The following is a 12,486-nucleotide window of genomic DNA, read 5'->3' on the forward strand; positions in this document are numbered from 1 at the left end:
AATGACAAACGAATTAAAAATACAGCAATCGGAAACGCGCATCTTTAAAGCCGTATTTCCCAACACCACCAACCATTACGACACACTCTTCGGCGGCACAGCCATGCAACTGATGGACGAAGTAGCCTTCATCACCGCTACCCGTTACGCACGCAAGCGAATGGTAACCGTATCTTCCGACAAGATCGATTTTAAAAAGCCCATCCCCGCCGGTACGATCGTGGAACTGATCGGCCGCGTGGTAAGCACCGGCAATACCAGTCTTCAGGTATTGGTGGAGATATTTGTGGAAGAAATGTACTCCGATGAAAGATACCGCGCCATCAGCGGCAGCTTCACCTTCGTAGCGATCGATGAGTACAAGCGCCCCGTTCCACTGGAAGCCTAATTCAGCTTACGGAATACATAAGGCGTACTTTCCACGAACCCGGCCACCCGAACAGTAACCGAGGCTACTTTATCTTTCTCAATGGTAAAAGACGTTTCCTTGATACCGTACATCGGAATGTTATAGAAACACACGAACTGGTCTGTTTTATGAGGGAGCAGTGTGCCAATCAGAGAACGGTGATGTTCGAAGCGCATCTTCAAGGTATCTTTTTCCAGCCGGATGCTCATCTTACCATATACCGGATGTTCGTAGTTACCTGCGAATGCGGTAAGCGGTACCGGTAATTTCGGTTTGGCGGCGATCTCTTTATTTATCTTTTCCAGACTCGCCTTAATGTGCTGTGTGTTTTCCCTGTCGTCGCTGAGCGAGGCGCTGGTGTAATTGCGGAAAGGGAGCTGGAGGAAGACATCGGTGAGCTCGTTGGTGAGGTCGTTATAGAAATTGTTGCTTTCCGTGTTGGTGAGTACCACAATACCGAGGTTCTCTTCCGGCAGCAGGCGAACCGCGGTAACGAAACCGTTGACGCCGCCCTGGTGCTCTACGATCAGGCGGCCATCATACGAAAAGGTAAACCAGCCAAGGCCATACAGGCTGAACTGCCTGCGGTTGAAGGGATGCCCCCATTCCCCAAGGCTCGAATGCGGCAAACGGGTTTCTGCAATTGCGTCTTTAGAGAGTATTTCCTTCCCTTCGTAATATCCGTTAGAGAGGAGCGCCTTCACCCAATGCGTCATATCGGCTACTGAAGAGCCGATGCTCCCTGCGGGTGCCAGATTATCGATCATACCATAGGGTACTTTCCTCAGCTCACCGAGAAATACGGAATGCGCCGCCGCAATGTTCTTCACTTTTGGAATATCGGCCGAGAGGGCGATGGTATTGCGCATCCCTAATGGTTCGAATATCCGCTCTTTCAAAAACTCCGCCCATGTTTTGCCCGTTACCCGGGGAATGATCTCACCCGCTGCAAGGAAGCCTGCATTACAATAGCCCCAGGTAGTTCTGAATCCGAAAGACGGTTCGAGGCGGCCCAGCTTTTCGAGTACCTGCGCAGAGGTAAGGTCGGTATCAAAAAACATGAAATCTCCCTGAAAGGTGTGGAAACCGAGCCGGTGGGAGAGCAGGTCGCGGATTATTGCATGTTCTGCAACCCAGGCATCGTGCAATTTGAACTGTGGAAGGTATTTCCGAACAGGATCATCCAGTTGGAGATTACCATCAGCCTGCAGCTGCGCCAGTGCCGTGGCGGTAAATGCCTTGGAATTGGAGCCGATCATGAACATGGTATTGGTATCCACTTTCTCCGGTTTACCCATTTCCCTGACCCCGTAAGCCTTCATTAAAACCGTTTTACCATCCTTCACAACAGCCACCGACACACCGGGGATCTTCCATTCCTCCATGGCTTTAATTATGTAGTTGTCAAGACTGTCTCGCAGAAAAGTTTCTGTTCGCTGCTGGCCGGCCGCCTCTAAAACCAGGACCGAGAAGATTAGGGATAAGAAGTGTTTCATGTTTTCTTGTTTGCGGTGTTCACTGCAATTCTGTCACACAGAAAAGCAATTTCTATATGTAAATAGGGTCAAATCACCCGATTCTCAATTTTTCGCGAAAATACGCAAATTGAAATCTTCACGTTTTGTACTCCTAAGACGATCCGGAAGGGTAAAAGATACAGGTTGCAGGAAAAAATGATATGTCAATTTAACATGATATGGAAGCCGGGTTATACGGCTTCTTCACTCTTGGGATAGTCGAAGAAGAGGAACTTTTTAGGGGCGCGGTCGAAATCCTCCCAGCGTTCTGTGTCAGCAGAGATGGCAAAAACTCCTGCTGTGGGAACGTTATCGATTCGGATTTCTTCTGTCAGGTAATTAGCGAAATCGGTGATGCCGGGGTTATGAGCAAAGATGGCAACGGTATTAAAATCATCATCGATGCGGGTGATGATCTTCAGAAAAGTGGAGGCATAGCAGAGGTACAACTCTTCTTCCAGCAAAATGGCTTCGCGGGGATAATTCCATTCTTTCGCCATAATGCGTGCGGTGGTGCGGGCTCTTTTGGCAGGGCTCGAGATAACCAGGTCCGGCGGTATACCGCGGGATAGTAGCCTTACAGCCATCTCCGGCGCGTTCTGCTTACCACGTTTGTTGAGGGGCCGGTCAAAATCATCCATATCCGGATCGTTCCAGCTGGATTTTGCGTGGCGGATCAATAACAATGTTTTCATATACATTGTAAGTAATTGACTACAAACACTTATCCTAAAATAATGCTTTTTGGCACAAAACACGCCAATTAAAGGAAATTTAACACAGCCAGCCACGGTAAAGACCACACGAAGCATTGAAAATCAAAGGGCCGGAACGCTTATCGCGCGTTCCGGCCCTTTTAAATATCGGTGATTCCGATCGGGATTAATAACCCCTTTCGTTCTTTCCTTCCATATAGTTCATGAATGCCTTGTTCACCACGCGGTTACCACCTGGGGTGGGATAGTCGCCGGTAAAGTACCAGTCGCCCAGGTTGTTCGGACAGCTGGCGTGCAGGCTTTCGATGTTTTGATAGATCACCTCTACTTTAGCAGAGATATTGGCAGGGGTAATAATTTCCGCGATTTTGGCGGATATCTGCTCAGGTGTGAAGGGTTTGTATACATTCTTCACCACATTCTGGGCATTGAGGGTATTGGTACGTTCCAGCTCTTTAGCGAGGCCGTATGCTTCCTGCAGGATGTATTCCTTGCCTTGCTCACGGATAAGCGCAATGGCTGCCTGGAAGGCCACAAACTCGCCCATCTTGCTCATATCGATACCGTAGCAGTCCGGGTAACGAATCTGCGGTGCGGAAGACATAACGATGATGCGTTTGGGACCTAAGCGGTCAAGCATTTTAATGATGCTTTCGCGGAGAGTAGTACCACGCACGATGGAGTCATCGATTACCACCAGCGTGTCGGTACCCGGCCTTACAGTACCATAGGTGATATCGTAAACGTGCTGTACCATTTCATTCCTGCTGGAATCTTCTGTGATGAAGGTCCGCATTTTCACGTCCTTGATGGCGATCTTATCGATCCGGACGCGGCGGTTCACCATTTCCTGCAGCTTTTCCTCATCAAAGTCTTTCCCCCAGCTCATGATCCTTTCCACCTTAATCTTGTTCAGATAGTCTTCCAGGCCCTTGATAAGGCCATAAAAGGCAACTTCTGCGGTGTTGGGTATGAAGGAGAAGATGGTATTGCGAAGGTCGTTATCGATGGCTTTAAGAACGGTTTCAGAGAGGTGATACCCCAGTGCATGACGTTCTTTATAGATTTTTTCGTCGTTACCGCGGGAGAAGTAGATGCGTTCGAATGAACATGCACGGCGCTCACGGGCAGGTATGATCTCTTCGATGGAATAATCCCCATTCTCTTTTACGATCAGGGCGTTCCCGGGCATCAGTTCCATTACTTCATTTTCCCCTACGTTGAAGGTAGTGCGGATAGCGGCCCGCTCGGATGCGGTCACGATCACTTCGTCGTTGATGTAGTAATAGGAAGGACGGATACCGTGGGGGTCACGGATCACGAAGGAATCTCCTGAGCCGAGGATGCCACCAACATGGTAGCCGCCGTCGAACATGGAGAATGCCTGTTTGAGGATATTTTTCACATCCAGCCCGTTCTGACGCGCTTCATCTTCTTTGCAGAGGAAGTGGTGTACCACTTCGAGCATGGCTGCCAGATCGCTGTTCTTATGTGTTTCGCCCGGGGTCACTTTAGAGAAGTTGAACAACTCGTCTACGTTAACCAGGTTGAAGTTACCTGCCATGGCAAGGTTACGGGCGGGGATGGTGTTGTATCTTACAAAGGGATGGCAGAGGTCAACGTTGTTTTTACCCTGCGTTGCGTAGCGGAGGTGCCCCAACAGCAGCTCGCCCAGGAAGCGGACGTGCCCTTTCATAAGGCCGGGGTACTTGGTAATTTCGGGTTGATACTTCTCTATCTCAGCTACTTCGTCACGGATTTTGCCGAATACATCGCCAATCGGCTGCGGCTGAGCGCTCCGGATGCGGTGCATAAAAGGCACCCCGGGCTCGGTGTGTAATTTTACAGTGGCCAGGCCTGCGCCGTCTTGCCCACGGTTATGCTGTTTTTCCATGAGAAGGTACAGCTTATTCAGGCCGTAGAAAACCGTTCCGTATTGCTGTTGGTAATAACTGAATGGTTTCCTTAATCTTATGAATGCCAGACCGCATTCATGCTTAATCGCATCACTCATGCTGTAAAATTGAAGTCGCAAAGTTACGCTTAAATTTCCAAACGGCCGCATCCTCCAAAACACCCCGAAAACCCGCAACTCATCCGCATTCCGGCCCAAATGCATACCCCGCTTCCACTTCAGCGGAAAGCAAAAAAAATCCCGGCGCGGGTGGCGCCGGGATCGTATTATAAATTGCGGTATTCCTATTTGCTTGCGATCACGCTGTTGGCAGCCGACCACTTCGAAACGTTGTCGCAGCTCTTATACTCGTCTTCCACATGCACATAGAAAGTAGGCACTTTGTCCACCAGCCATTTGCTGAGGGCGTGGGCCTGTTTTTCCTGGAGCGTGCGCTGCTGAATGCGGGAGTAATCATCACGCAGGTTCTCGCGGTGAGGTTCCGTACGTGTTTTCAGATACACAAGGCGAACACCTTTACGCCCCTGCTCGTCGGTATACTCAATGGGCTTGGTAACGCCACCGGGCTTCAGGGAGTCGATCAGCATAACGATATCTTTGGTAGAAGGGTCGTTCAGCTGGTCAACGGTAATGAAGGTGCTGTTAGTCATCGGGTTAGTGAGCATACCACCGCTGAACTTAGCCATGGGATCGTCACTGTATTTCGCAACTGCTTCCCCGAAATTGGTTTTACCGGCAATGATGTTGGCGCGGATAGTATCCAGTTTCTGAATAGCGTTGGTAATCTCGGTATTGAGTACGTTCGGTTTGATGAGGATGTGCTGCACGGTTACGTTGTCGCCCGCGCGCTTGATCATCTTTATCAGGTGATATCCGAACTGTGATTTCACGGGGTTCGACATTTCACCTTCGCGGAGCCTGAAGCTGGCGGAGAGGAACTCGGGGTCCCAGTTTTTGTCGTAACGGTTAAGGGGGTAGATACCGCCGTTCTCACGCACCGCGGGGTCTTCAGAATACAGGCTGGCGTAAGTGCCGAACTCGCCTTCTTTCTTTTCCACTTTGGTACGGAGGTCCATCAGCTTATCGTACGCATACTTATCCATTTCGCGGCTGGCCTTGGGCAGGATAATGAGCTGGCCGATTTCCAGTTCTGATTCGTAGAACGGGAGGCTGTCCTGCGGTATTTTTTCGAAGTTGCTGCGCACTTCGGTAGGCGTAACTTTCACGGAGTTTACGATCTTGTCGCGCATGGCTTTGGCGAGCATATTCTCACGAATAGCGTCGCGGAAGCGTTCGCGGAGCTGGTAGATGGTATAACCGGTAACTTTCGTCATGTTTTCGCGGCCGTTGTAGCGCTGTTCGGCCCAGCGGATCTGGGATTCGATACGGCCTTCCACGTCGGATTCTGAGATGGGCAGGGAGTCGCGCTCAGCCTGAAGCACCAGAATTTTCTGCGCAATAATCTGTTCGATGGCTGCACAGGAGGCGTTGGGAGGAAGGGGCGTGCCTTCGAGGGCCTGCTGCTGCATGTCTACCAGTGCCGATTCGATATCGGACTGAAGCACAATCTTTTCCCCAACTTTGGCGACAATTTTGTCGGCCACGATCTTCTTCTGCTGGGCTACTGCTACCTGGAAAAGGAACATCGCGCCAAAGGAAGATATGACAAATTTCTTCATATAAATGTTACTGTCTTCTCAAAGTAACTGATAAAAAATTAGCCGCACAAAGACGGCTAATGTATTTAACAAAAATTTCGGGATTGCGGCGGGCGTTTAAGCCCGCCGCAACTGGATTCTAGAGGGTACGTTTAACTTCCACTTCTTCAAAGCCTTCAACGATGTCGCCGACTTTAAGATCGCTGTAGTTTTTGATGGAGAGACCGCATTCCATACCGGAAACGACTTCTTTCACATCATCTTTATAGCGTTTCAGTGACTGCAGTTCGCCTGTGTGGACAACGATACCGTCGCGAACCAGGTTTATGCGCGAATTGCGGAAGAGTTTGCCATCGAGTACGAAACAGCCTGCAACCGTAGCCTTGTCGAATTTGTAGGTTTCGCGGATTTCCACGTTCGCGGTAACCTTTTTCTCGATTTTGGGTTCCAGCATCCCTTCCATCGCGGATTTGAGCTCGTCGATGGCGTCGTAGATGATGGAGTAGGTGCGGATTTCGATATTCTCTTTTTCTGCCAGGCGGGCCGCATTGAGCGACGGGCGTACCTGGAAGCCGATAACAAGTGCGTCGGAGGCAGTAGCGAGGAGTACGTCTGATTCTGTGATCTGACCTACGCCTTTCAGTACCACGCTTACTACGATCTCTTCTGTAGAAAGTTTCTGCAGGGAGTCGGAGAGTGCTTCCACCGAACCGTCCACGTCGCCCTTGATGATGAGGTTCAGCTGCTTGAAGTTGCCAAGTGCAAGGCGGCGGCCGATCTCGTCGAGGGTAATGTGTTTCTTGGTACGGATACCCTGTTCACGGACGATCTGTGCTCTGCGGTTGGCCAGGTCTTTCGCTTCAGACTCATCTTCATACATTCTGAATTTCTCACCTGCCTGCGGTGCACCGTTAAGGCCGAGGAGCTGCACGGGAGCGGATGGGCCTACTTTCTCAACGCGTTGTCCGCGTTCGTTGAACATAGCCTTGATCTTACCGAAGTGCGAGCCGGACACGATGGTGTCGCCCTGGCTGAGTGAGCCGTTCTGCACCAATACGGTGGTAACGTAACCACGGCCCTTATCGAGGGTGGCTTCGATTACTGTACCGGAAGCTTCGCGGTTCGGATTCGCTTTCAGGTCGAGCAGTTCGGCTTCCAGCAGGATTTTCTCCAGCAGGACGTCGATATTCATGCCGCTTTTGGCGGAAATTTCCTGGCTTTGGTATTTACCACCCCAGTCTTCCACAAGGAGGTTCAGCTGAGCCAGCTGTTCCTTGATCTTTTCAGGGTTGGCACCGTCTTTATCCACTTTGTTGATAGCGAATACCATCGGCAGGCCTGCAGCCTGAGAGTGGGAGATCGCTTCACGCGTTTGAGGCATAATGGCGTCATCTGCCGCGATCACGATCACGGCGATGTCAGCAACCTTGGCACCACGGGCACGCATCGCGGTAAACGCTTCGTGACCAGGGGTATCGAGGAAGGTAACTTTCTTACCGGTAGCGGTGGTTACCTGGTAGGCTCCGATGTGCTGGGTGATACCACCTGCCTCACCGGCTACTACGTTGGCGTTACGGATATAATCGAGCAGGGAGGTCTTACCGTGGTCTACGTGACCCATGATGGTCACGATAGGAGCGCGCGGTTCCAGATCTTCCGGTGCATCTTCGATTTCGTCTTCGTCATCATCTGTAGCGTCGTCGATTCCGATGAATTCCACTTCATATCCGAATTCTCCGGATACCAGTTCGATTACTTCGGCGTCGAGGCGCTGGTTGATAGATACCATGATGCCGAGACCCATACATTTCGAGATCACTTCGGCGAAGCTCACATCCATGAGGGTGGCAAGTTCGCTTACGGAAAGGAACTCGGTAACCTGCAGCTTGTTGCCGTCGGCCCTGTTCTGCGCCTCGCGTTCTGCCATTTCATGGCGTTTATCGCGGCGGCGGCTGGCCTTGGTGTTTTTACCACCACGGGTGTTACCACCCAGTTTAGCCATTGTTTCCTTGATCTTATTCTGGATCTCGTTTTTATCGATTTCACGATCCTGAGGTCCGCGGGGTGCTCCCTGGCCGAAGTTACCCTGGCCCGGGCGCGGATTGTTACGGTTGTTGGGGCCGCGGTTGCCGCCAGGACCACCAGGTCCGCGGTTACCATGCGGTCCGCCACCGGGACCTCTGTTACCCTGGTATCCGGTTCCGGTTCCGGGGCCACGGTTACCCTGCTGGTTGCCGCCGGGGCCTCTGTTACCCTGGTGGCCACCCGGGCCGCCCGGACCACGTGTGCCCTGCTGGTTACCGCCGGGGCCGCCCTGCTGGCCGGGACCACGGTTACCCTGAGCACCTTCACGGGCGAATTCGCCTGGTTTGATGGGCTCGGGTTTCTTTTCTATAACGATGCGCTTGCGCTTACGTTTCTCGTCTTTATTGAAGCCTTTGTTATCGCGGCGGTCCTGAGACACGGGGAGTTCGATCTTCCCGATTACTTTGGGGCCGGAGAGCCTGGTGGCCTGGATATTCTCGATAACGGAACCGCCCTCATCTCCACCGTTTTCGGCGGGGGCTGCAGGAGCGGCAGGAGTAGCGGCTTCCGCTGCGGGAGCGGGGGCAGGTGCTGCTTCTTTCACTGGTTTGGGTTCCGGTTTCGGTTCAGGTTTAGGCTCGGGTTTGGCTTCTGCTGCGGGCTTAGGCTGTGGCTGAGGTTGAGGCTCCGGTTTAACTTCGGCGGCAGGCTTTTCAGGCTGCGGTGCCGGCTGTTGAACGGGGGCTTCTTCTTTCACGGCTTTAGGCTCGGGGGCGGGGGCAGGAGCTGTTTCAGCTTTAGGCTCGGGAGCGGGCTGCGGCTTGGGAGCTGGTTTAGCTTCTGCTGCGGGCGCTGCTTCCTGTGGAGCGGGGGCTGGCTTATCTTCCTGCTGCTCGGGTTTCGCAGCTTTTTTGCGGTTGGCGGGACTGAGGGCGTCGAGATCGATGGTTCCCATTACACGGGGACCATTAATTTTCGGAGATTCCGGTTTAACGACCTCTTCCTCTTTCGCAGCAGGGGGCTCGGGAGCTTTTTCCTGTGGTGCAGGAGCCGGTTCGGGCTTAGGCTCGGGTTTGGCTTCTGCTGCGGGTTTGGGTTGGGGAGCGGGTTCGGGCTGAGGGGCAGGTTGCTCTGCACGGGCCTCTGGCTGAGGCGCCGCTTTGGGGGCGGGCTCAGGCTGGGGTGCGGGTTCAGGTTTGGATGCGGGCGCTTCCTCCTTCTTTTTGGTGGTGGCGTCTGCTTCCTCCTTTTTCTTCGCTGCCAGCTCTGCATCTTCCTTCTCCTTCTTCTTGGCTGCGTCTAACACCGTTCCTTTCGGCAAAGCGATCTGGTCGCTTTTTCGCTTGTTGGCCTTATCCTGTTGGAACTCCTGCTGCAGTGCATGGTACATCTGGGCTGTGAGACGGGCGTTGGGAGAACCGAATCCATCCATATCATAGCCTTTATTGCCGAGGAAATCGATCAGCGTTTCCTTGCCAATATTGAATTCCTTGGCTGCGGCCAGCAATCTCGGTGTGTTGTTTGTTACTTCAGGCATATCGTTTTCTCGTCCTTCCCGTTTAATCCCCACCAACCGGCGGAGCAAATCTTTTAACATTTTAACAATAACTCAAATATCTCTGCAATCAAAAAAGCCAACCCTATGGGAAGGGGTAGCGGAAGGCTTATTCTTTTTCAAATTCTTCCTGGAGAATCCTTCTCACTTCTGTTACGGTCTCCTCTTCAAGGTCGGAGCGGCGTACCAGTTCTTCCGAAGTAAGGTCCAGAACGCTGCGGGCAGTATCACAACCGATACGCTTCAGCTCATCGATCACCCAGGCTTCGATTTCGTCTGCAAATTCTTCCAGGTCGATATCGAATTCTGTTTGTTCCTGCTCTTCGTCACGGAATACGTCGATTTCGTAACCGGTCAGCTCGCAGGCAAGTTTGATGTTAACGCCTTTTTTACCGATGGCCAGTGATACCTGGTCGGGTTTGAGGTAAACGGAGGCGTACTTGTTCTCGTTATCCACTTCCATCCGGCTGATGCGTGCAGGCGTGAGGGCGCGCTGAATCAGCAGCTGAATGTTGGCGGTATAGTTGATGATGTCAATGTTCTCATTACGGAGCTCACGCACAATGCCGTGAATCCGGCTTCCTTTCATACCCACGCAGGCGCCTACGGGGTCGATACGGTCGTCATAGGATTCCACGGCAACTTTGGCTCTTTCGCCCGGCTCGCGTACGATCTTTTTGATCACGATAAGCCCGTCGAAAATTTCCGGAACCTCGATTTCGAGGAGTTTGGCCAGGAAGGAGGGATGTGTTCTGGAAAGGATAATCAGCGGGGAGTTATTTTTCAGCTCCACTTTCTTCACAACCGCTCTCACATTTTCTCCTTTCTTGAAATAATCCGTCGGTATCTGCTCGGATTTAGGCAATATTAACTCATTCCCTTCATCATCCAATAATAAAACTTCTTTTTTCCACACCTGGTAAACTTCCCCTGTCACAATCTCACCCACACGGTCTCCATACTTTTTAACAAGGATGTTCTTCTTCAGGTCACCGATACGGGCAGTCAGCGTCTGCTTCGCTGCCAGGATGGCGCGGCGGCCAAAATCCAGGATCTCCACTTCTTCGTACAGCTCTTCTCCCACCTGGTAATCCGGCTCAATCAGAATGGCTTCAGAATAAGGCACCTGCGCATTCTCGTCTTCCACAGTACCATCTTCAACGATAGTACGGCGGCGGAGAATCTCAAGGTCACCTTTTTCAGTATTTACAATCACGTCAAAGTTCTCATCTGAGCCATATTTCTTCCGCAACAGCGTCTTAAACACATCTTCCAGCACCTTCATCAACGTGGGCCGGTCGATATTCTCGGCCTCCTTGAACTCGGTGAATGACTCAATCAGGTTAATACTAGCCATGTTATATATAATTTTAAAACACGATGCACACCTTTGTGTGCTTGATTTCAGTTAAAGGAATGTTTGATGTCTTGATCTCTTTCTTTTTCCCGATGGTTTCCTCCAGCGTCAGCTCTGTTTCGGTGGCAGCCAGCAGCTTACCTTCCTTCACAGTACCCTCCAGCATAGTTACCTCCACCTTCCGGCCCACGTTTTTCACAAACTGACGATGCGTCTTCAACGGCTCATCGAGCCCCGGAGACGACACTTCCAGTGAAAAATCGTTGTCGGGAAATATGCCGGCTGTCTCCAGATGAGGATACAGTTGCCGGTTAAGCGACACCAGTTTATCGATAGACGCGCCGCTGTCTGCATCCACGTAAATCTTTACATTGTTGGTAGGCTTGATCCTGATTTCAACTACAAAATACTCGGGCTTATCTGCCAGCAGAGCGTCGAGGAACTCCCGGATGCGCGCTATCACTTGTTCATTTGCCATACAAAATAGAAGAAGGGGACTCTCATCGTCCCCTTCATTTGAATCATTTATCCGCTACAAAATTAGCATTTATTTTCATTTCAAAAACTATTTCTTTCCGGCTACCCTCCCCCAAATCCAATCCCAGTCACATTATCTATATTTGTAATTGGTTATACCCGGCAATTGCCGTAACTTGAATTCTCATGATTTCCCGGATTCAGCCCGAATTAGCCGTATGGGCGGGAGGGCTTATTTTACTCGCCTGTATGGACCCGCACGCTTCCCTTCCCAGCCTCTGCGTCTGGCGCTGGATAGGCTTTGACGGTTGCCCGGGCTGTGGCCTGGGGCATGCCATCTCCCACCTTTTCCACGGCCAGTGGCAGGAAAGCTGGGAAAGCCATAAACTCGGAGTACCCGTGGTGGCAGTACTGCTCTGGCGCATCGGCCAGTTAGCCAAAATTCAATATCATTCTTTAAAACATGGATAGTTACTATTACGCAGCCCTCCCGGGCATCGACCACGAAGAGCTCGTATGGCTCGAGGAGCTGACCAAAAAATTTGATCCCGAAACCCGGAAAAAGTTCCTGTTCCTCTACCAGGCGCGCCGTAAAGACCCGCAAACCATCCTCATCACCTGCCTGATCGGCCTCGTTGGCCCCAACGGCATCCACCGCTTCCTGCTCGATCAGATCCTGCTGGGCATCCTGTATGTAATTACACTGGGCTTCTGCCTCATCGGCACCATCGTGGACGCCATTAATTACCGCAAGCTCACCTGGGAATATAATAAGCAGGCCAGCCTGGAGGTTGCCGCCATGCTCAGCAGAACATGGACAGAGCGTTAAAAAAATCCTAAAATGAGGCAAAAAAAGA

General features: G+C 51.6%; 10 protein-coding genes. 3 read left to right on the top strand and 7 right to left on the bottom strand.

Translation table 11 applies throughout. The annotated features are described in order from the left end of the window. The first annotated feature begins 1 nt into the window (after position 1). Complete coding sequence (locus tag DEV76_RS04680; RefSeq protein ID WP_109695635.1) at positions 2-388, top strand: acyl-CoA thioesterase; 387 nt, start codon at positions 2-4, stop codon at positions 386-388. Here the strand turns inward: DEV76_RS04680 and DEV76_RS04685 are convergent. From DEV76_RS04685 to DEV76_RS04715, 7 genes are all read right to left on the bottom strand, one after another. After that, positions 385-1,905 carry a serine hydrolase gene (locus DEV76_RS04685; protein ID WP_109695637.1) on the bottom strand — a complete coding sequence of 507 codons (1,521 nt, stop codon included), beginning with the start codon at positions 1,903-1,905 and terminating at the stop codon, positions 385-387. The genes DEV76_RS04680 and DEV76_RS04685 overlap by 4 nt on opposite strands. 212 nt (positions 1,906-2,117) lie before the next feature. After that, complete coding sequence (locus DEV76_RS04690; protein WP_109696646.1) at positions 2,118-2,621, bottom strand: SixA phosphatase family protein; 504 nt, start codon at positions 2,619-2,621, stop codon at positions 2,118-2,120. 187 nt (positions 2,622-2,808) lie between these two features. Beyond that, on the bottom strand, positions 2,809-4,656 hold the full coding sequence (locus DEV76_RS04695; protein ID WP_109695639.1) for an amidophosphoribosyltransferase: 1,848 nt from the start codon (positions 4,654-4,656) through the stop codon (positions 2,809-2,811). A gap of 185 nt (positions 4,657-4,841) precedes the next feature. Beyond that, entirely contained in the window at positions 4,842-6,236 is a 1,395-nt protein-coding gene (locus DEV76_RS04700) for a peptidylprolyl isomerase (protein ID WP_109695641.1), read from the bottom strand. Between the two features lie 118 nt (positions 6,237-6,354). Then, positions 6,355-9,777, bottom strand: coding sequence for a translation initiation factor IF-2 (infB, locus tag DEV76_RS04705; RefSeq protein ID WP_109696648.1), 3,423 nt, complete (start codon positions 9,775-9,777; stop codon positions 6,355-6,357). Positions 9,778-9,904: 127 nt separating this feature from the next. After that, on the bottom strand, positions 9,905-11,152 hold the full coding sequence (gene nusA / locus DEV76_RS04710; RefSeq protein ID WP_109695643.1) for a transcription termination factor NusA: 1,248 nt from the start codon (positions 11,150-11,152) through the stop codon (positions 9,905-9,907). Positions 11,153-11,165: 13 nt separating this feature from the next. After that, positions 11,166-11,630 (bottom strand): ribosome maturation factor RimP, encoded by a 465-nt coding sequence (locus tag DEV76_RS04715; protein WP_109695645.1) that lies wholly within the window; start codon positions 11,628-11,630, stop codon positions 11,166-11,168. A 185-nt stretch (positions 11,631-11,815) separates the two neighbouring features. Between DEV76_RS04715 and DEV76_RS04720 the strand changes: the two genes are divergently transcribed. Next, complete coding sequence (locus tag DEV76_RS04720; RefSeq protein ID WP_109695647.1) at positions 11,816-12,100, top strand: DUF2752 domain-containing protein; 285 nt, start codon at positions 11,816-11,818, stop codon at positions 12,098-12,100. Beyond that, on the top strand, positions 12,093-12,458 hold the full coding sequence (locus DEV76_RS04725) for a TM2 domain-containing protein (RefSeq protein ID WP_109695648.1): 366 nt from the start codon (positions 12,093-12,095) through the stop codon (positions 12,456-12,458). The genes DEV76_RS04720 and DEV76_RS04725 overlap by 8 nt, the downstream gene beginning before the upstream one ends. Positions 12,459-12,486 lie beyond the last annotated feature (28 nt).

This window comes from Chitinophaga deserti, from assembly GCF_003149455.1.
Classification (GTDB): domain Bacteria; phylum Bacteroidota; class Bacteroidia; order Chitinophagales; family Chitinophagaceae; genus Chitinophaga; species Chitinophaga deserti.